Raw genomic sequence first — 22,070 nt, forward strand, 5'->3', positions numbered from 1 at the left:
AATGGCAACATTATTTGGATTATTTATTAAAAAAGAGTTTCACTTAAGAACCCTTAACCACCATGGTTCCAGCAGCAGCAATCATTGCAGTTGCAGCACCTCGATGTAAATACTTTTGCGCTTTAGCACTGGCTAAGAATTTTCTAATAATAAGTGCACCAAAAATGAATGCACCGCCAATAACCAATAAAATACCCACAGTTGCCGGAACTAAGGCGGTTGCCCAATTCAGAACCGTAACATCTTGAAGGTTAATGACCACTGGTAACAGCGCCAAATAAAATGCGATTGTTTTTGGGTTGCTCAGTGTAATAGTAAGACCAGATATGAACGTTCCTACCAATTCTTTTTTACTGATGTTGGCATTCGCGTTAATGCTTTGGTGTTCGGCAACCCAAAATCGCCACGCCAAATAAACCAAATAAGCGGCAGCTAATAATTTAACAACTATAAAAAATTCACTGAAAGTCTTAGCCACCACCGCAAGGCCAAATACCGCCAATGATAAATAGGTGAGATCACCTAAAATAAGTCCGGCCAACATAACGAAACCTGCTGTTGCACCAGAAGCGGCACTGCGTGCTACTAAAGCGGTCATTCCAGGTCCAGGGATCGCCGCCGCAATACCGAGCGCGACAACGTAAGCTAATAACTGCGATACCTCTATCATCTTTAATTTCCCTTATTTAACACCGACTTGAGCGAGCGCTCATTCTTTCTCACCTCATTTGGCAACGAGGCTTTGCGTGTAAATTCCGAGCGTTTATTTAACGCGGCTCAAAAACGTGAGTCTAACGCAGATTTATTAATGCCACTTTGATGCCCAGTATTGGGCAACATCAATCATTCGGTTGGCATAACCCCATTCGTTGTCGAACCAGGTGTGCAAAGCAACTAGGTTCGAACCTGATACCCGAGTTTGGCTGCCATCGACAATCGCAGAACGCGAGTCGTGATTAAAATCGCAAGAGGCGACCGGCTCTTGCGTATATCCGAGGACTTCCGAAAAGCCATTGCTGGATGCATTGCGAAGAATGCTGTTAACCGTGTCGACGTCGGTATTTTTTTCGACAACTACAGCAAAATCAATGGCCGAAACGTTAACCGTGGGCACCCGCATAGCAAGGCTTTGAAATCGGCCTTTTAATTCTGGAATTAAACGATCAATGCCCTTATCGAGGCCGGTGTCTACAGGAATAATAGAATTAAACGCCGAGCGCGTTTTGCGTAGATCGGTATTGTGGTAAGCATCAATGACGGGTTGATCGTGCATCGCCGAATGCACAGTCCAGGTGGTTCCCGATTGAATTCCAAGGGCTTTGTGTAAGGTATCAATGACGGGAATAACACAATTGGTCGAACAAGACGCGCTAGAGATGATGGTCTCGCGGCCGTGTAGCTGATGATGGTTGTATCCGTAGACAATCGTCGCGTCTATTTCGGCCGTTGCCGGGTGAGAAAACAGAACCCGCTTTGCGCCTTGATCAATATGCCGTTGCGCCGTCGCCCGATCGGAATAGCTGCCGGTACACTCAATGAGAACATCAATGTCGTAATCACCCCAGTTGAGATCTTCAGGGTTCTGGCTTCGCAGCAAAGCTATTTTATGGCTGCCGACGTGGAGCGTGTCTCCATCATGACTTACAGATTCTGGAAACAAACCGTGGGTTGAGTCGAATTTGGTGAGGTGGGCAATGGTTTTTGCATCGGCCAATTCGTTGATGGCCACAACTTGGAAATCCAAGTCTAATCGCCGCTCGAACAGAGCGCGCAAAACGCAGCGCCCTATTCGACCAAATCCATTTATGGCGATTCGATAAGACAAATTAACCTGCCAATACGTCTTTCACCGTGGAGACAACATTGTCAACCGTGAAGCCAAAGTGTTCCATAAGCGCACCGCCAGGAGCAGATTCACCAAAGGATTCCATACCAACAATTCGACCATCAAGGCCAACGTATTTGTACCAGAAATCTTTATGCAGAGCTTCAACCGCAACGCGCGCAAGCAGTGCAGCTGGTAATACCGACTCTTTATAAGCGGCGTCTTGTTTTTCGAAAACTTCAGGACAAGGCATAGAAACAACGCGAACAGCAACGCCTTCTTCGGCCAATTGCTTCGCCGATTCAATGACTAGGCCAACCTCGGAACCGGTTGCGATCAAAACCGCTTGCGGATTTTCAACATCAACCAATACGTAACCACCGCGCTCAACGGCCGCTAATTGCTCATCGCTGCGAGGTTGAGGCTCTAGACCTTGACGAGAAAAGACCAACGCACTCGGACCATCGCGACGCTCTACCGCAGATTTCCAAGCCACCGCTGATTCCACTTCGTCACATGGACGCCAAGTGTTTAGGTTAGGGGTAGAACGCAGGGAAGAAAGCTGCTCTACCGGCTGGTGAGTTGGGCCGTCTTCACCCAAACCGATGGAATCGTGGGTGTAAACGAAAATACTTTGTTGCTTCATTAATGCTGCCATACGAACCGCGTTACGAGCGTATTCCATGAACATTAAGAAGGTTGCACCGTAGTTGACGAAACCACCGTGCAATGCAATACCGTTCATCATAGCGCTCATGCCAAATTCACGAACGCCGTAGAAAATGTAGTTACCGGATGCGTCTTTGGCGTCAACTCCTTTAGAGCCTGACCATTTTGTTAAGTTGGATCCAGCCAAATCCGCAGAACCGCCGATCAATTCTGGCAACAACTCGCCGTAGGCATTGATCGCATTCTGAGACGCTTTACGAGACGCGATTTTTTGCGGATTTTCTTGGCACTGCTTAATGTAAGCCGTTGCTTTCTCAGAGAAATCAGCAGGAAGGTCGCCCTTAACCACACGGCGTTCGAATTCTGCTGCAAGTTCTGGGTAAGCAGCTTTATAAGCATCAAACTTTTCTTGCCATTGAGATTGCGCTTTGGCACCGGACTTCTTCGCACACCAACGATCGTAAACGTCTTGAGGAATCTCAAATGGTGCGTGCTCCCAATTTAGGGTTTTACGCACTAGCGCGATTTCTTCATCACCTAGTGGTGCACCGTGACAATCTTCTTTACCTTGCTTGTTTGGCGAACCAAAACCAATCACTGTCTTACAACAAATCAAGGTTGGCTTTTCGGATTCTGCACGAGCGTCTTCGATTGCGGCTTTAATAGCGTTAGCGTCGTGACCATCAACTCCTGGAACCACGTGCCAACCGTAGGATTCGAAACGCTTAGGCGTGTCGTCGGTAAACCAGCCTTCAACTTCACCGTCGATGGAAATACCGTTGTCGTCATAGAAAACGACCAATTTGCCCAAACCGAGGGTACCGGCCAATGAACACGCTTCGTGAGAGATGCCTTCCATCAAACAACCATCACCCAAGAATACATAGGTGTTGTGGTCAACGATCTCGTGACCTTCGCGGTTAAACTGAGCCGCCAATACTTTTTCGGCCAACGCCATACCAACAGCGTTAGCAATACCTTGGCCTAGTGGACCAGTGGTGGTTTCAACGCCAGGAGCATAACCGTATTCAGGGTGACCTGGGGTTTTAGAGTGCAACTGACGGAAGTTTTTCAATTCTTCGATTGGAAGATCATAACCGGTCAAATGCAACAAGGAATAAATCAACATAGAGCCGTGGCCGTTAGACAACACAAAACGGTCTCGATCAGCCCAAGCTGGATCTGTTGGGTTGTGCACCATATAGTCATTCCAGAGCACTTCCGCGATGTCAGCCATGCCCATTGGGGCACCTGGGTGACCAGATTTAGCTTTTTGTACTGCATCCATACTTAAAGCGCGGATTGCATTAGCGAGTTCAGTGCGGGAAGACATGGGCTACGAGCTCCTGTTGAGTAACTGTTGGTCAAAAATACCGCCGACCGGTTTTTAGGCGGCGCCATTTTCTCCTAGCTCGGCTTTGAGGTAAACCGCAAATTAAGAAAAGTGCACCATTTGTGCTAGAAAACCCAAATTAAATGCCTGTATAGAATCAATTAAGAGCCATTCTTAGATTTGCGACTGCAGTCCTTTATATGGAACCATCGTTATTGAGAAAACTGCGACGTTTTTACCATCCTGCATCCTGCGTAATCTCATTAGCATTCGTTAAAGAATAAAGGCAGTGTACAAAAATAAAACAACACCAACACAATGTAACTTCGAACTCAATAATAGTAGAAAGAATAGAAACAAGAGAAAGAGCTGTTAACGGCTAAACTTGCCGACACCAATAAGTGTTACAAATCACCAAGACATTAAAATGTCCTGAATAAGACAACGAAAACCAAATTCAAACCTTTGGATTTTCGTTGCCGTTATAATGCAAAAATTATTGAGCAATACTGAATCGAATTCGCTCTACAATGGGCCCGTAAGATTCGGCACCCACTTTTTCTCTCGGTTGAAATTTCCAACGTTCAACCGCCTGCAACGCAGATTTTTCAAAGTATCCATTGGGCTGCGAATAAACAATCGATGCCGATTCGGTAAATCCTGCGGGAGAAACAAAATAGCGAACATCCACATACCCTTCCACACCTCGACTCAACGCCCGACGAGGGTAAATCGGTGAGGCAGAGACACGCTTTACTGGCGCGCCGCTGTCAAAATCGATTGTTGGATCATCGTCACTTTTAACCGTTGCAATAAAATCTGGGATAACGATTAAATCAGTTCGGCCTGAGTCTGTTGTGGGGACAACATGAGACGGACCTACCGGTGGCGGAACGACCTCTGTGGGCGGTTCTGGTTTAGTAATTTGTTCTTGCACTTGCGGCGGCGCGTCGAATATCGACACCGGAACAATTCTACCAGGATCTTCAATAGGAGGTTCACCGTTAAATTCCACCAACTTTGCCATCAACATCAGCAGCACAAAGGTTAAAACGATGCCAGCCAATAAAAATAAAGCCCACTTTAAAATTCGATCAAGTACAACTGGAAATACAGCAATTGCATTCATAACACGTCCTCACGGATTCATTAGGTTAATCACTTTAGTAACGTTATTTTTGTGTGCCGAAGAAAAAGCGATACATCCCTGTATCGTCAGAAGAAAATAGCCAAACGCCCCAGTATTTTTTTGGGGCGAAAAGCACCCTTCCAGAAAACCTGAAAAATTAATAATCAATAAAATAGCGAGATTAGACTGCTAAAATATAGGAGCCTCTTAGATTCGAAAATAAAAAATCAACGAGTGTATTTCATTCGTAGGTCTATCAAACCAATACTGATTTAACGCCGATAAAACCGAACTCTCAAACACCCCCATAGGAGCTGCGCTAATAAACTGGATATTGTCAGCGTAACCGTTGTGGTCAACAGAAAAATTAACCCTGACTTCGCCAGAAATACGTTCGTACCGCGCCGATTGAGGAAACTCTGGCAACACTAACCGATTGGGTAAAAACCCCACCACTTGAATATTTCCGGCGGGTAAAAATAAATCGTTATTAAATGCAGCAGGTTCAAATTCGGCAATGGTTAGCAACTCTTCAATTTCAACATTAACTCCATCACTAATACCAAACGTATCAGTCACCTTCAAAGGGTTCGGCACCGTGGCGTAAAGCAATTCACTCTTATCAAACCAATCTTTTTTGCTTTTTATTGAATCGATTGAATGAATCTCGATTAAATGTTCATGAAAAATCTGCTTAGCAGACGTTTTTACAGACACGGTAAAATTAATCAAAAAAACCGGTGAAAGCATCAACAAAATAACCAACGTAATAATGGCTGTGGATGTACGTGATACCGGGTCACGATCCACGTAACGCTCTAACACTCGAAGTATGCGGTGAAAGAAATCAGAGTCAGACTTTGAATTAATGACGTGCTTGGTAACCGTTGTTAAATTTTCTGGTCTTTTACTGTCGCCAACTTGAGATTCGCCTGCACGTAACGATAACAGTAATTTCGAATAAATCTTTTTTGAAGACTGGCCGCTGGATACTTGGCCATCTACAAACCAGTCATCACACGCTTGTTCAGCCAGTTGGTCAGATCGTTTTTTTAACGCCCAAACCAACGGCAACCACCACAAAACAGCGCAAATCACATACACACATTCCGACTTAAGCCAATCATTGCGTTTGATGTGAGCGCATTCGTGGCGTAACACACATTCTTGCTGATACTGAGTGAGCGCAAAAAACTGATCACCCAAAACCAATCGATGCTTTCCCCATAAAGGTATTCGCCAAACATACGCGATGTGATTTCCGTGCGATTTTAACAACGTCACTTGCTGCAACTGGTATTCGTTGAGGATGTGCTCAACATTGAGTTTCTGCGCGTTTGCATCCAACACCGATTCTTGTGCACGTAAAGCAAACAAACCCAGCCAACGATAACTCAGCAAAAAGCTTGAAACCAAACAAAGAGCGGAACAAAAATAGACAAAATCATTTGCCGAGACGGCGTAATTGCTCCAATTCACAATGCTTGAATAAGGCAGCTCAAACTCTACAACCCAGACATTCACAAGACTGAACAACAAGGTTATCGGAATAAATAAAAACGCAATCCAAATAACATTAAATTGAAAATCTGCCGACTCTTTTTTAAAACCCGCCAACAACAGTGAGGTTATTGCACAGATTAGCAATGGCTTGAGAGCTAATATAATCAGCAATTGACCTAACATAATTCAGCCTATTCTAAGATACGCGCAACGGTGTATAGGAATCTCTGTTAAACCCCTAAAATTATTCTTTCAATTTATCGATTTCTTTTTCTAGCGTTTTTAATTCTTCATTCGTTAATTTGTTTTTATCGTTGCCTAATAAGGCTTTGACCGCATCGGTAGTGGAGCCTGCAAAAAACGTTTCCACCAAACGTTTCATTGCTGACAAGCCTGCGGCTTTTTTATTGTTGAGTGGGAAATACAGGTATCGATTGCCATCGCGCCTGGATTTAATCTGATTTTTTTCAACCATTCGATTCAATAACGCTCTAACAGAAGAGTAGCTGGGCGGGTTATCAATCGCATCCAACACCTGCTGAACGGAGCCACCGTCGAGCTGATACAGCGCATCGAGTATTTGGCGTTCACGTTTGGTTAAATGTGTTTCAACATCCTTTGAATTAATGTCGTTGGAATTCTCTTCGCTCACATTGCACCTGTTTAATCTCGGTTCTTTAATCTCAGCTCTTTAATCTCAGTTCTGTTTCATGTTGCCCTAAGGTAATTTAGCTTGAGCGACAAAACTAATCAGTGCTTAACTGCTAATTTTTTAGCATGTGCTAAAAAATTAGCACAACGAGCATTCTAATACAAGCAAATTGAGTAATTGCCAAACAATCTTAAGCGCTTCGCATCTATATCAAATTATTTTGATATAGATTTCTGGCGGTGCTACACTTCCTGCTATGACTGCCACAGAGACAAACAATCAAGCCCTTAACGACTTATCGGCTCTGCTTAAAGCAGCGTCCGATCCGTTGCGCTTGCAGGTTTTACGTCTTCTCGCCCAAGACTCTTATGGCGTTTCTGAGTTATGTCGGATTTTTTCAGTGCGGCAATCAGGAATGAGTCATCATTTAAAAATATTGTCACAAGCGGGACTGGTAACCACACGCCGAGAAGGTAATTCGATTTTTTATCGGCGTACGTTACCCAATGCGTTTACGCATGAAAGTTTGAGAAATGAAATTTACACCCAGGTCGATCAACTGGAAATTTCTCAATCGGTTGTTGAACAATTGGAAGTGATTCGCAATGAACGCGTTAGCAGTTCGCAGGAATTTTTCAGTCTCAATAATGAAAAGTTTCGTTCACAACAAGATCTGATCGCAAGCTTCCCGGTGTATAAAGAACAAATTTCTGAGCTGATGAAAACAGCGGATCTGCCAAGTGCCGATATCGCTGTGGAAATTGGTCCCGGCGAAGGTGAATTTCTTCCTGTACTTGCAGATGCGTTTTCGCAAGTGTACGCAATCGACAATAACAACAATATGTTGGAAAGCGCGAGAGTGTTTGCCGACAACAGCAAGGCCCGAAATATCGAATTTATTTTGGATGATGCAAGTAGCAATGAGTTAGCACTCGGCGAAAATTTAGCGGATTTAATTGTCGCGAATATGGTGTGTCACCATGTTCCGTCACCTGCCAATCTTTTTGCTGTGTTGGCGAAAACATTAAAAAACCGTGGTTCGTTAATCATTACCGATTTGTGTTTGCATAATCAAAATTGGACACGCGAAGCTTGCGGTGACCTTTGGCTTGGTTTTGATCCCAATGATTTATCTCAGTGGGCACAAAACGCAGGACTCAGCGACGGACAAAGTATTTATTTCGCGTTAAGAAATGGATTCCAAATTCAAATACGACAGTTTATTAAAAATAACGCCATTTAATGTACGGCTTATTTGAGGAATTAATCAATGTCTGAATATTCAGTATTTACGTCTGAAAGTGTATCTGAAGGCCACCCAGATAAAATGGCTGACCAAATTTCCGATGCGGTTTTGGATGCAATTTTAAAAGATGATCCACACGCCCGTGTTGCGGTAGAAACATTAGTTAAAACCGGAATGGCAGTTGTTGCCGGTGAAGTTCGCACCGACACTTACGTCGATTTGGAAGATCTTATTCGAGAAGTCATCCTAAGCATTGGTTACGATTCCAGTGATGTTGGTTTTGACGGTGCAAGCTGTGCGGTATTAAACGCAATCGGTAAACAATCTGCCGATATTGCGATGGGTGTTGATGAAGCCGAAAATAAAGATTTGGGCGCAGGTGACCAAGGACTTATGTTTGGTTTTGCCACCAACGAAACCGACGTGTTAATGCCAGCACCTATTTATTACAGTCATCGATTGGTAGAACGCCAAGCGCACCTTCGCAAAGACAATGTATTGCCGTGGTTGCGCCCAGACGCAAAAAGCCAGGTAACACTGCGCTATCAAGACGGCAAACCCGTTGCCGTTGATGCCGTAGTTTTATCGACTCAGCACGATCCAGATATTTCGTTGGACAATCTGCGTGAAGCCGTAATGGAAGAAATTATTAAACCGGTTTTACCGGCTGACTGGTTGCACGCAGACACTCTATATCACATCAACCCAACCGGTAATTTTGTTATCGGTGGCCCCGTTGGCGATTGTGGCTTAACCGGCCGTAAAATCATCGTTGATACCTACGGTGGTATGGCTCGTCACGGCGGCGGTGCATTCTCTGGTAAAGATCCATCAAAAGTAGACCGCTCAGCTGCTTACGCCGGTCGTTATGTGGCAAAAAATATTGTCGCAGCAGGCCTTGCCGATAAATGTGAGATTCAAGTGTCTTACGCGATTGGTGTTGCCGAGCCAACTTCAATTTCCATTAATACTTTTGGCACTGGCAAAGTCAGTGACGAACAAATTGTTCAAGCGGTTCGTGAATACTTCGATCTACGACCACAAGGCTTGATTGAAATGCTTGATCTCAAGCGACCTATTTATCGCGCGACCTCTGCTTACGGACACTTCGGTCGTGAATTGCCTGAGTTTACTTGGGAAAAGACCGATAAAGCCGAAGCACTTAAAAACGCACTGTAATCAGATTTTTGGAGCAAGCAAAAATGAATGCGATTCAAGATTTTACCGACTATAAAGTTGCCGATATTCAACTGGCCGAGTGGGGCCGTAAAGAAATCGACATCGCCGAAGGCGAAATGCCAGCATTGATGGCTTTACGCGCAAAATACCGTGAACAACAACCGCTTGCCGGTGCAAAAATCATGGGTTGTATTCACATGACAATCCAAACAGCGGTGTTGATTGAAACGTTGATTGATCTCGGTGCGGAAGTTCGCTGGTCATCTTGTAATATTTTCTCAACCCAAGACCACGCAGCCGCAGCCATTGCCGCCGCCGGTATTCCAGTGTTTGCCTGGAAAGGTGAAACCGAAGAAGAGTTCGACTGGTGTATTGAGCAAACCATTTTAAAAACCACAGGCTCAGCTGAGACTTGGGACGCCAACATTATTTTGGATGACGGCGGTGATTTAACCGCAATGGTTCACGAAAAATACCCTGAAATGCTAAACAGCATTAACGGTATTTCCGAAGAGACCACCACAGGTGTTCACCGTTTGTTAGAAATGATGGAAAAAGGCGAGTTAAAAGTACCTGCCATCAACGTTAACGACTCGGTTACTAAATCGAAAAACGATAACAAATACGGCTGTCGTCACTCGTTGAACGATGCCATCAAGCGCGGTACCGACCACTTGTTGTCCGGTAAAAAAGCCTTGGTTATCGGATACGGTGACGTGGGTAAAGGTTCTGCGGCATCACTTCGCCAAGAAGGCATGATTGTTCGTGTTACCGAAGTTGACCCAATCTGTGCAATGCAAGCGTGCATGGACGGCTTCGAAGTAGTTTCTCCGTACATCAACGGTGTCAACACCGGTGAGCTAGACGGCATTAACACAGCGCTTCTTGAAAATACCGACCTTGTGGTTACCACAACCGGTAACGTCAATGTCTGTGACAAAAACATGCTGCAAGCACTGAAAAACGGCGCCGTCGTTTGTAACATCGGTCACTTCGACAACGAGATCGATACCGCTTACATGCGCGACAACTGGCAGTGGGAAGAAATTAAACCGCAAGTGCATAAGATCGTTCGCAACATCGAAACTAATGATCACTTAATTTTGCTTTCCGAAGGTCGTCTAGTGAACCTAGGTAATGCAACCGGTCACCCATCACGTATTATGGACGGTTCTTTTGCTAACCAAGTACTTGCACAAATTTACTTGTACGAAGCAAAATTCGCTGATCTTCCAGCGGATCAAAAAGCTGAAAATATCTACGTGAAAGTTCTGCCGAAGAAACTCGACGAAGAAGTTGCTGCGGATATGGTGAAAGGTTTTGGCGGTGTTATTACGCAAATGACCAAGACCCAAGCCGATTACATCAACGTACCGGTTGATGGACCATTTAAGCCAGAGTCTTACAAATATTAATCATTGAGCGGCACCTTTTTAGGTGCCGCTTCAGCAGCAAGCAGTTAAATTAGCATATGGACAAGAATCTACGGTTAAGCTTTGAGTTTTTCCCACCAAAATCTGACAATGGTCGTGAAAAACTGATCGAAGTCCGCAATCAATTATCGTTGTATAAACCAGAATTTTTCTCAGTCACTTACGGTGCTGGCGGCTCAACCCGAGACAATACTAAAGGTATTGTGAAGGAATTTAATGAGTCTGGATTCTCTACCGCGCCTCATCTGTCTTTCGGTGGCGATACTGAAGAAGATGTCGCGGCGTTAATTGAAGAATACAAAAATGCCGGAGTGAATCGCATCGTTGCTCTGCGTGGTGACATGCCATCGGGCATGGGTGGCGCTCATCAAATGGTGTACGCCAACGAACTAGTTGCCTTTATTCGCGAACGGTTTGGCGATCACTTTCAGCTAGAAGTTGCTGCTTACCCAGAAGTACACCCTGAAGCAGAAAGCTACGATGCCGACATTAAATATTTAAAACAAAAATTAGATGCAGGCGCAAACAGCGCTATTACGCAGTACTTTTTCAATCCAGATGCGTATTTCTATTTTGTTGATCAGTGCCAGGCGGCAGGAATTACTCAGCCCATTTACCCAGGCATTATGCCGGTAACAAATTACACCAAACTTGCGCGCTTCAGCGACAGTTGTGGTGCTGAAATTCCTCGTTGGATTCGCAAAAAATTACAGTCGTACGGTGACGATGTATTTTCAATTAAATCTTTCGGCATTGATCTTATTACTGATCTTTGCGAAATGTTAATTGATAACGGCGCACCAGGTTTGCATTTTTACACCATGAATCAAATCGAACCAACCGCGACTATCTTATCCAACTTAGGCGTTAAACCCGAATAATAGCTACACTCCGACATGCGTATTCCTAGAGTATTCCACCCCCAACCGTGTTCGGTTGGAATGAACGTCACCCTCGACGGTCAATCGGCTCATTATCTGATTAAAGTTTTACGCATGTCGGCGGGCCGCGAATTAATTTTATTTGATGGCAACGGCGCCGAATACGAAGCCATTATCGATTCCACAACAAAATCGACCGCCGTACTCAATATTACTTCTGAAAAAACGATCACCCGTCAATCGCCATTGCATGTTCATTTAGGCATTGGAATTTCTCGCGGTGAACGGTTTGATTGGGTTTTGCAAAAATCCACAGAATTGGGCGTACACGCAATTACGCCACTGCTCACCGAAAGGGTCGAAGTTAAGTTAAAGCCCGACAGAATTGAAAAGAAAATGCAGCATTGGCAGCAAATTGTTGTAAGCGCCTGTGAACAATGCCAACTCAATATCTTACCGGCTTTGCACACTCCCATAAAAATATCCCAGTGGCTGGCGCAAACACAGTGCGAAAAAAAATTCGTCTTGGATCATCGCGGGGAAAAATCAACACTGGAAGGAAACGCTCCTAGCTCGGCAGCACTACTAGTTGGGCCAGAAGGTGGGTTGACCGAGAGTGAGATTATTGAAGCAAGGAATTCGGGTTTTAATTCTCTGCAACTCGGACCAAGAGTACTAAGAACAGAAACCGCACCAATCAGTGCGTTGAGTATTTTGCAGTTTCAGTGGGGAGATTTCCGCTAACGTCGGAAACCAAAAATAGAATGTTTAACGGTTCGCTGATTGTAGCTTTTAAAAACTCTGTTCCTTTTATTCTGGAAAACCGTCAAACGTTTTTGCGCCTCGGGATTCCTCTAACCACGACATTCTCTCGTGCCAGAAAATATTGTCGTCTGGTTTTTTGGACGGCTGCTCATCTAAGCTTCCAGCCGGAACAATAAGCGCTTTGCCACTTTGACTGACAAATGGCAAACCACTGCCGCATTGGCTGCAAAACACGGATGTGAATTGTTTGGTCGGGTGGTCATAACGTTTCAGATAGTCTTCACCACTTAACCAAGTAATATTATCAATACTTGTGAATAAGTTAGCGACATTCGACGAACCACTGATTTTTTGGCACTGCTTACAATGACACAAATGAAACGCCGTGAAATCGTCGTTTGCTTCGAAGGTAACGGCACCGCATAAGCAGCCACCTTTAATTCGTCGAGTTTTTGTTACGTTTTCCATACCTGTTCCAAACCCCTCTGGTCACAATGTATCCAGTTGAATCTTTTAAAGGTCGAGTTCTAAATACGCTCGTTCGATTCCTGGAATATCCGGAATGATGGCTTCTTCAGCAGCGATCTGAACTTTCATTAAATCGTATTTGTGCGCGGCTTCTTTTGAAGTCTCAATGATATGATCATTTTCAACTTGAGCTAGCCTCGGAATACCCTGGGTTACAATTCCCAAAAACGGCAAATGTTCGCTTTGACCGGTACAGTTTAATATCGCCACTCGAGCCCGAGTCGATACGCCAGGATTTTGGTCCCCGTTAATGGACTCATAAGAAACCAAAGGAATCGCGATGTTACGCCAGTAAAACTCACCGAGATACCATTGCGGACCTTTATCACCACGGAACGGCATCTCGTAGGGAACCATTTCTGCCACAGAGACTGTCGGTAATAAAAGGTTAAAGCCGTCTAGCGGCAAAAGCAGGCACGCTAAAATATCCAACTTTTCATAGTCGAGAAGTTTTGGTTCTTCGGTCATGAATTTTCCTGATTCTTATCTTTTGAATCGAGACGGTAGTTCTACGATTCAATCATGTGTTCATCAATGATGCTTGGCGATACAGCAGTCAATAAGCGAGTGAAGCAACTCCACAAAACGAGAAAACCGTTAGGTGCTCGCGTTTATGTTGGGCTTTTGTCAGTACTACGAATCAACTGTTCTGCCATTTCTTTCGGTGACGCAGAGTATTCAACCACACCGCATTTCATCACGCTCTCGGGCATGGAATTAACCACACAGGTGTCTGGCGCTTGTGCCCAAACTCTACCACCTTTGCTGGCATAAATCTTTGCACCGCTGGTACCGTCACAATCCATGCCTGAAAAAATAATGATTCCACCGTCGTAACCGCAGCCATTGGCAAAAGACACCGCGGTGGCGTCAATGGATGGCTGGAACCGGCCCTGCCAAGGCGCATCCTCAATAATGGCAATGCCGCCGGTCAGAACTCGTAACTGGCGATTTGCGGGCACCACCAAAATCGATTTTGGTGTTAGTACATCACCGCTTCTGGCCACCTGAGCTTGATAACCGTTGCGCTTACTGAACATGGCAATGAGGTTTTTTTCAAAGCCCGGCTCTATGTGCTGAACGTATAAAAACGAGTAATCGCTGTCGGCGGGAAGGTTCTCAATAAATTCTTTTACCGCCTCGGGGCCTCCGGTAGAGCCCGCCAATAGCCATGTTTTTTGCGGTACGTGTAGGTAATCTTGCTGATGAGCGTAGAGGCTAAGAAGCTTTTCCGTTAAACGCTGTTCGATGTCCGCCATCACACTCGGCGTATTAACGGGAAGGTAATCGTCTAAATAAAGGGCAGGTTTGTTAACTTCCACGGTTTTTGCAATCACTTGCTCCAAACCGTTATCGATGCCGGAAGAAATATCGACGATAACAACATCGGCCGCAGCCAGTGCTTCTTCGATATCGACGACGAGAAAATAAGAAATAACCGCCGCACGATTTTCATCTAAAAATTGCGCGGCGCCATCGTGCTGTGGGATAGGAGTCAGTTGTTCATTGGCGGAATCCTTCTCCGCCAAACTTTCAACGACAACGGTTTCGAAGCCTCGCTTGTGAAGCATTTCAACAAGCAAACCTCGATGTGTCTTTTCCGCACTAACAACAGCAACGCTTACCTGCGAGTGATTCAATGGTCTAAACCTGAATTTCTGTTTGCCCAATCAGTGCTTTGATGTGCTGCAGTAGATCGTCTTCCTGATAAGGCTTTCCAAGATAATTGTTAACGCCCAACTCTAATGCCCGCTCTCTGTGTTTGGAACCAGTTCGCGACGTAATCATGATGATGGGCAAATCTTTTAGATGCGTGGATGAGCGAATATTTTTCGCCACCTCAAAACCATCCATACGCGGCATTTCAATATCCAGCAGCATTACATCTGGCACTTTGTCCTGAAGCTGACGCAGTGCATCGACACCGTCTTTCGCTGTCATGACATTAAAGCCTTCACGTTCCAAAAAGCGGCTGGTCACTTTACGCACGGTTACCGAGTCATCGACAATAATAACGGTTGGTACGACGTCTTCTTTTTCCTCAACCGGTGGCAACGCGTTTTCACGCATTTCTTCAAGAGCATTGGTTTGCGCAATCATACGACGGATTAAAGCGAGTAAGTCGAGAATCACGACCACGGAACCATCACCCATCACGGTAGCGCCGGACAAGCCATCCACACCACTAAACTGAGCACCCAAACTCTTCACCACGATCTCGCGGCTGCCCAACAGGTTATCTACCTGCAATGCAACTGAGTATTCTTGCGAGCGTACTAACAATACCGGCAAAGGAAGTGCGCGACCTTCAACTTGATAGCGATGATTTTCATCCAACAAACCGCCGAGATGTTTCACTTGGTATTGCTGACCGGCGTATTCAAAACGCGCATCTGGGGTTGAGTAATAATGCTCTAACTCATACGGGCTGACTCGCACAATACCTTCAATGGTGTTGAGCGGTACGGCGAATAAATCATCGCCAATGGCTACCATCAATGCGCGGTTTACCGACAGGGTAAACGGTAAACGCATGGTGAATTCACTGCCTAAACCTTCTTGAGAGGCAATGCTCACCGAACCACCGAGTTGTTTAATCTCGGAGTTCACCACGTCCATACCCACACCGCGACCCGAAATTTGGGTAACGTGCTCTGCGGTAGAGAATCCCGCAGCAAGAATAAACTGAATGATGTCTTTGTCGCTCAACTGAGCATCTTCGGACATCAAACCACGTTCGATCGCCTTCTGGCGCACACGTGCGATGTTTACTCCGCAACCGTCATCGCTCAGGCGCAAAATAACGTCGCCGCCTTCACGGCCAAGGCTCAAACGTACGGTGCCAATTTCTTGTTTACCAGAGGCAACTCGCACATCCGGCATTTCGATACCATGGTCAACGGCGTTACGCAGCATGTGCTCCAATGGCGCAACCATGCGTTCGAGCATTGTACGATCCAGTTCACCTTCAACGTTGTCGAGTTCGAAATTAACTCGCTTGCCAAGCTCAGATGAAATTTGGCGAATGATGCGGCGCAATCTCGGTACCAAACGCGAGAACGGTACCATTCGAGACCGCATTAAGCCTTCTTGCAGTTCGGTATTAATGCGCGATTGTTGCAGCAATAAAGTTTCTGTGTCGCGTGTTTTTTCCGACAGGGTGGCTTTCAAATCCAACAAGTCAGAAGCCGATTCAACCAGCGAGCGAGAGAGCTGCTGTAATTGTGAGTAACGGTCCATCTCAAGTGGATCGAAATCTTCCAACGCTTCCATTTGTTCCTGGCGGAAGAGAATCTGTGCTTCGGTCTCAATATCTAGGCGACGTAACTGTTCTTGCAAACGCTCAATGGTGAATTCCATTTCGTCGATGGTGAAGCCAATTTCACTGACTTGCTCTTCCATTCGAGCACGGGAGATGGATGTCTCACCAGCGAGGTTTACCAGTTCTTCCAATAGTTCGGCTGAAACTTTCACCGACTCTTGCGCTGCACCACCACGTTGGGCAATTTGAGCCCCCATCATGGTTTGTACAGGTGGCGCAGTTAATTTGTCAGACCGCAGTGGTTTGAGCGGCGTGATTGGAGTTTCTTCAAGCGTTTTGCGCGGCGCAAATGGAACTACATTCGAAGGACCGTCACTGCTGTGGGTAATTTCTTGAGCAGACAGGTATTCACCCGACGTAGGCGTTTCGCTGATGTTTTCTTCGGTGTCAGTGACTTCTTCGCTCTCAACGGCGTTATCGTTACTGATTGGCGCGACAGGTGTCTCGGCAACATCAAGAGTTTGCGACTGACCTTCAACCAACGGCAACTCACCTGCAATAAAGAGTTTGCGCATGCCACTGGTGGAACCGTCCTGAATGTAGGTTTGTACTTGATCAGAACTTACGTGCAAAAGCTCGTAATAGGCATTTACTTTGTTGAAGAAGGTGTCATCCAGCTCACCACGATCGTGCTTAATTAAATACGATTCGAATTCATGCGCCGCTTCACCCAGCCCCATCAATCCAGCCAGACGCGCACTTCCTTTAAAGGTGTGAAGCAAACGCTTGAGCTTTTCTGAGCAATCATCACGCTCCCAATCTTCCATCCAATCGTGTACAGAAGCATCGATTTCTTCGAGCAGCTCAAAAGACTCTTCACTGAAAATTTCGATGATGTCGGGATCAATATCGAGGTCATCAAGAGAATCGTTTTCTTCCGCCACTGGCTCAGAAGCCGTGGGCGGCTCAGTAACAACCGGGGACTCTGCAACAGGCTGCTCAAGTACCGGTGTTTCACTGACCTTGGTCGGCTCATCAAACGTAGGTGTTGTTACTTCAGAAGGTTGAACAAATTCTGTGTCGCTTCTCTGATCGAGAGAGGACGATCGGTGAATTTCGGCGATGACATCGTTTAAATCACTTGTCTGTGGCTCAAAACTAGCTGCAACGTCATCGGAAACCGAAGGTTCTTCAACAGCCAAATGATCGTCGCTGTCGAGAGGCTCTTCGTTTTCAAACTCAATTTCAACAGAATCCTGATCATCTGATGAGCTTGGCGTTAGAGACGCAACGTTATCGAACTCAAAGTCGCCGAGATCGGTGTGATTAAGGTCTGATTTATTAAGATCAGAATTGTTGAGATCAGAACCGTCGGAATCTATGCTCGCAAGATCAGATTCAGCCAAGTTCGACGACAGCAATTCGTCTTCGTCGATCAACTCTTCCCCAAGCTGGTATTCCGAGGTTTCAGAAGGTTCTTCTTCGTTTAAATCAACTTCGATATCAAGCAGGGGTAAATCTTCATCTTCGTCATGAATTGAATCCAACAATTCAGGAACAAGATTTCCGGCTTCGACCTCGACATCTGTCTCTGATGATTCTGAGTCACTGAGCAGAGGAACACTGTCTTCAATGACAAGATCTGGAACTTCGGTACTGGCGAGTAAATCTTCTGAGGATAACGATTGTGAATCAAGCAACGCTTGATCTTCAGACTCGGTTTCAGATTCATCCAGAATGACAACAAAATCATCGCCATCAACCGTTTCGGTTAAATCTGGAATGACCGCCTCGTGATTGTCCTCTGAAGCAATGTACAGATGATCGTCCGATTCAATGCCAGTTTCTTCTGCTGGCTGTTCACTCACTGAGTCTTCGTTAGAGGCACTAACTACTTCGCTAACCGAAGATTCATCAAAACCTACAGTAAACCAGCTGTCATCCTGAGCATCCGCAGGTTGAATTTCAGTCTCTGCTGTTTCGATTATTGCTTCGTCGCTGGATTCCTCTAACTCTGGATTTAACCCTGGATTTAACTCTGGAATGCCCTGCTCTGAAATATTCTGTTCGTGAATGTCATCAGATGGCTCAATAAATTCAGACGATAATTCGGGCTCATCAACGTCATCAAAGCTTGCGAAGCTTTCTTCACGATTAACCAATGGTGCTGGAGCATTGTCGTTACATTCATCGAGCAATAATTCGATATCTGCGCGAAGCTGAATCGATACTGGCGGCAGATTTTGCCCGGCAGCCACCGAATCGATCATATCCAGTAAGAATTCGTGTCCTCGGCCGAGTACATCAAAGAATCGATCGTTTAATACCAACTTCTGATCGAGCGCAGCCTGATAAAGTTTTTCTAGCAGCTCAGACAGCAATGCCATTTCGCTGTAATTGGCGCGCGACGCACCGCGATACAGTAGATGTAACTCTTGGAAAATAGCTTCCAACTCGCTGTCAGAAAGGTTGTTTTCACGCCATTTCGCCAAATAAATCTCTGCATCGAGCAAGAGATTCATTTCTTCGGCCATGAAAATCGACAGCAATTCGGGGTCGACGGGTTTGGACTGAGCAGAACCATCTTGTTGACGCAAGATCGGTCCAATAAATTTTTCTCTCAGTTCAGTAACTCTTGCGAGGAATTGGTCCAATCTTGGGATAACCAGAGCTTCATTGGTAGCAATTTGATCGAGAACGATCTCAATGTACTCAACACCATCTTTGATTAAGAAGAGAATGTCTTCATCGATTGATAGGTAGTAACTGCGCAGCTCTTTAACAAAGTTTTCTAACGGAGTTGCCAATTGCGCAATTGGCGTAACTTCCGCCATATGAGCGCTACCTTTTAAGGTGTGAAGCGCTCTCTGCATTGGATCACTGGGAGTATCGAAGATAGGTGCGGATGCATCCATCTCATCGATGTAATCCTTAATTGTCTCTAGATGACCTCGCGCTTCTGCACTGAAGATTTCCCACAGTACCGCTTGGCTATCGTCGTCATATTCATCTTCGATTGCATCGACAAAATTTTGATTCTCTTCGGGCACAAGAGTATCAATTTGAGTAGCAGCTTCGAATCCAGAACTGACACCAAAAGAATCAGTCTCGCCTTGAGATGAATGATCTAGCGCCAAATCCGATGTAACGGTTTTTTTTTGTGCTATGTCATTTTCGGAATCTAGCAAACCTTCAGGATCAACACCGGACGCAATCTCATCCGCCCACGACATATACTGACGGCACAGTTCAGGCTTAGGATTCGGCTTGTTAAGCTTAAAGCTCTCAATAAGATCCGGCAGAAGCTTTAAGACACGATTGATTAACTCAACCTGTATTGGATCAGCAGAGATGGTTTTGTCGATGATACGGTTGAGCATATTCTCAATTGCCCAAGCCAGCTCACCAATGTCGCTGGCACCAACCATGCGACCGCTGCCCTTAAGCGTATGAAAACCTCTGCGGAATTCGGTAAGTGCTTCCTGATCGGACTGATCTTCAGCCCAACGCGGATAGTAGGCATCGATAGTTGCAGAAACTTCTTCCGCCTCTTCGATAAAGATTTCGATAATCTCATCATCAATAAGATCATCGCTTGGCGCAGACTCTTGTTCTACCGCTTCAATGACTGGATCAATAGATTCATTACTTTCGGCAATTTCATCAGAAATTTCTTCAACACTTTCTAAACTGGTATCTGCACTTTCAGATACAGCTTCTGCGCTCTGATTGTCATTCACCTCAACCAAGGCAGACGTTTCCGGCGCTTCGCCAGCCAGCATTTTTCGCCAAGGATCATCAACCTGGAATTCTTGGCGTGATTGATCATCAGAAATTGGTGTTTGCGAAGGAGCGATTGTCTCGGAATGTAGATTGGATTCTTGAACATCGCTTACTGGCGAGTCAAAAGATTCGAACTCGGTTTCAACAATTGGCGGCTCAATTGAAGATTCAACGTCAGGCTCCGATTCCTCTTGTTGGGTTTGCTCTGGAACATCCAAGCCCAGATTTCTGACGCTGTCTTCGGCCACTGCCAACAGCATTTCGTCGTCATCCTGGCCTTCATTACTGCCAAGATGCTCTAGGTAATATTCAATACTCGCAATAGCATCAGCCAAAGTGTCTAAGCTGCGCCACTCAGGAACGTGGTTTTCAGTTAATAGCTTTGTCTCAATATACTCTGCGCAAGCACCCAATACCGACGCCGCTCGGGGAATCGGTACCATGTCCAATCCACCGCGAATTTCCCGCAGAAGCTTAGGAACATTATCGAGATGTTTTTTGTCCCACTGGCTGGCAATGTATTCAATGATGCAATCTTTGGTTTGCTCAAGACCATTGCGTGATTCAGACAGAACCACCTCTTGAGCCATATTCAAATGTTGGGCTTTTTGCTGCTCGATATCATTACGAGCCAGGCTAACACCACGAGTCAACGCATCCAAACGCCCTTCAATGTCAATCATTTCAGCCGCTAGGTCGTACAGCTGCTGCTCGTGATAGTTTTCAGACTGGATAATATTGTCGATGGCGGTAACCTGCGCCAACATCTGTTTGCGGATATCGCCGACCCCTAAAATGGCCAGAGTATCAGCAACGCGTTGGGCGACAGGGTATGATTCTTTTAAAACTTCGATAACAGAATCCGACGCAAGGCAATCGTCGAGATTAATTTTTATGGTTCGAAGCTCTTCTTTTAAAGCGACAACAACCGAGCGAATGGCTGCTGGATCTGGTGCTGCCGAAATTTGACCACCACCAGTAGAGGTTTGAAGCTCACTGGTTAAACTGTACTTTTCTCGAATTCGATCAGTAAAGCGACCGCTTTTTTTCGAAGTACCAACATAGAACAACAGGTTTTTGAGTAGCTCTTCGTCGACCTTCTTGTCCAGGCCCTGAACACCACTGCGCAATAACAGTTTTAGCTCTCGGTTCAATTGGCGCAACAACAATTTAACGGAAGCCGTCAGCTCAACTCCGTCTAAAGACAGTGCTTCAACCAGCGCTAAACTGATTTCCCACAACGGTTGGTTCAATGTACCCGAGGTCAGTTTGTACTGTCGGGCGAGAACCTTGTTGAGGTATTCGATATTTTCTTTGACTTTAATGCCGCGAATAATCGAGGCAGCAGCAATTTGATACATCTGCTGCAATTTTTTCAGTACCGACAAAAACTGTGACGCATCGATACTGGCAGGTAAACGTTTGGCGGAAAGTTGTGTTGCTGGGCGTAAATCTGGATTAAATAGACGGGATTCAGACAGTAAGTTTTCACCGCGTACCGCTCGTAAATCGTTGAGCAGCGGCAAAATCATTGCTGGCTGGTCTTGGCGATGAGTTTTAATGAAATCTAAATACAACGGCAACTGCAAGATACCGCGCATCAGTGACTCTTGAGCTTCAACAACAAATTGAAGTTTTTCGTCACACAGGGCTTGCGCTAGATGCTCGAGTTCTTCGGCAAGTAGCGCGGCGCCATAAAACTCCACCATTTGAAGAGAGCCATGCACTTGGTGGATGTGGCCCAAACAAAAGCGAATTTTCGATTTGTCGTTAGGGTCGTTAGCCCACCCTTCCAAAGCATCGCGTGCATGAGAAAGTGTTTCGTCGATCTCTTGGGTAACCCAATCGAGCGCTGCAAAGTTTCTATTCTCTCCCATTACGG

Annotated in this window: 15 protein-coding genes; 5 read left to right on the forward strand and 10 right to left on the reverse strand. The window is 45.5% G+C overall.

Annotated features, from left to right (window positions below; translation table 11 throughout):
• Positions 1 to 43: 43 nt before the first annotated feature.
• The 6 genes from LU361_RS05235 to LU361_RS05260 all read right to left on the reverse strand — a co-directional run bounded on the left by LU361_RS05235 (position 44) and on the right by LU361_RS05260 (position 7,111).
• Entirely contained in the window at positions 44 to 670 is a 627-nt protein-coding gene (locus tag LU361_RS05235; protein WP_233087747.1) for a LysE family translocator, read from the reverse strand.
• A 135-nt stretch (positions 671 to 805) separates the two neighbouring features.
• A complete protein-coding gene (locus tag LU361_RS05240; protein ID WP_233087749.1) occupies positions 806 to 1,825 on the reverse strand; it encodes a type I glyceraldehyde-3-phosphate dehydrogenase in 1,020 nt (339 codons plus the stop codon).
• A 1-nt stretch (position 1,826) separates the two neighbouring features.
• Entirely contained in the window at positions 1,827 to 3,827 is a 2,001-nt protein-coding gene (gene tkt, locus LU361_RS05245) for a transketolase (protein ID WP_233087751.1), read from the reverse strand.
• 496 nt (positions 3,828 to 4,323) lie between these two features.
• Positions 4,324 to 4,956 carry an energy transducer TonB gene (locus tag LU361_RS05250; RefSeq protein ID WP_233087753.1) on the reverse strand — a complete coding sequence of 211 codons (633 nt, stop codon included), beginning with the start codon at positions 4,954 to 4,956 and terminating at the stop codon, positions 4,324 to 4,326.
• A gap of 207 nt (positions 4,957 to 5,163) precedes the next feature.
• The gene (locus LU361_RS05255; RefSeq protein WP_233087755.1) at positions 5,164 to 6,642 is read right to left on the reverse strand and encodes a M56 family metallopeptidase; all 1,479 of its coding nucleotides are present in this window, start codon (positions 6,640 to 6,642) and stop codon (positions 5,164 to 5,166) included.
• 61 nt (positions 6,643 to 6,703) lie between these two features.
• Positions 6,704 to 7,111 (reverse strand): BlaI/MecI/CopY family transcriptional regulator, encoded by a 408-nt coding sequence (locus LU361_RS05260; protein ID WP_233087757.1) that lies wholly within the window; start codon positions 7,109 to 7,111, stop codon positions 6,704 to 6,706.
• Positions 7,112 to 7,367: 256 nt separating this feature from the next.
• Here LU361_RS05260 and LU361_RS05265 point away from each other — a divergent pair, with 256 nt between their 5' ends.
• Genes LU361_RS05265 through LU361_RS05285 form a run of 5 tightly spaced genes read left to right on the forward strand, consistent with a single transcriptional unit; the run spans position 7,368 to position 12,594 of the window.
• Positions 7,368 to 8,354, forward strand: a complete 987-nt coding sequence (locus tag LU361_RS05265; RefSeq protein ID WP_233087759.1) for a metalloregulator ArsR/SmtB family transcription factor — start codon at positions 7,368 to 7,370, stop codon at positions 8,352 to 8,354.
• Between the two features lie 27 nt (positions 8,355 to 8,381).
• Positions 8,382 to 9,536, forward strand: coding sequence for a methionine adenosyltransferase (gene metK, locus LU361_RS05270; protein ID WP_233087761.1), 1,155 nt, complete (start codon positions 8,382 to 8,384; stop codon positions 9,534 to 9,536).
• Between the two features lie 23 nt (positions 9,537 to 9,559).
• Positions 9,560 to 10,951 carry an adenosylhomocysteinase gene (gene ahcY / locus LU361_RS05275; protein WP_233087763.1) on the forward strand — a complete coding sequence of 464 codons (1,392 nt, stop codon included), beginning with the start codon at positions 9,560 to 9,562 and terminating at the stop codon, positions 10,949 to 10,951.
• A 56-nt stretch (positions 10,952 to 11,007) separates the two neighbouring features.
• The gene (gene metF, locus LU361_RS05280; RefSeq protein WP_233087765.1) at positions 11,008 to 11,850 is read left to right on the forward strand and encodes a methylenetetrahydrofolate reductase [NAD(P)H]; all 843 of its coding nucleotides are present in this window, start codon (positions 11,008 to 11,010) and stop codon (positions 11,848 to 11,850) included.
• Between the two features lie 15 nt (positions 11,851 to 11,865).
• The gene (locus LU361_RS05285; protein WP_233087767.1) at positions 11,866 to 12,594 is read left to right on the forward strand and encodes a 16S rRNA (uracil(1498)-N(3))-methyltransferase; all 729 of its coding nucleotides are present in this window, start codon (positions 11,866 to 11,868) and stop codon (positions 12,592 to 12,594) included.
• 66 nt (positions 12,595 to 12,660) lie between these two features.
• Here the strand turns inward: LU361_RS05285 and LU361_RS05290 are convergent, their stop codons facing one another.
• From LU361_RS05290 to LU361_RS05305, 4 genes are all read right to left on the reverse strand, one after another.
• Entirely contained in the window at positions 12,661 to 13,083 is a 423-nt protein-coding gene (locus tag LU361_RS05290) for a GFA family protein (RefSeq protein WP_233087769.1), read from the reverse strand.
• Positions 13,084 to 13,128: 45 nt separating this feature from the next.
• Positions 13,129 to 13,611: a chemotaxis protein CheW gene (locus tag LU361_RS05295; protein ID WP_233087770.1), complete on the reverse strand. Its 483-nt coding sequence runs from the start codon at positions 13,609 to 13,611 to the stop codon at positions 13,129 to 13,131.
• Positions 13,612 to 13,754: 143 nt separating this feature from the next.
• The gene (locus tag LU361_RS05300; protein ID WP_233087771.1) at positions 13,755 to 14,783 is read right to left on the reverse strand and encodes a chemotaxis protein CheB; all 1,029 of its coding nucleotides are present in this window, start codon (positions 14,781 to 14,783) and stop codon (positions 13,755 to 13,757) included.
• 4 nt (positions 14,784 to 14,787) lie between these two features.
• Entirely contained in the window at positions 14,788 to 22,065 is a 7,278-nt protein-coding gene (locus tag LU361_RS05305; RefSeq protein WP_233087772.1) for a hybrid sensor histidine kinase/response regulator, read from the reverse strand.
• Between the last annotated feature and the right edge of the window lie 5 nt (positions 22,066 to 22,070).

The organism is Sessilibacter corallicola (genome assembly GCF_021290925.1).
Classification (GTDB): Bacteria; Pseudomonadota; Gammaproteobacteria; order Pseudomonadales; family Cellvibrionaceae; genus Sessilibacter; species Sessilibacter corallicola.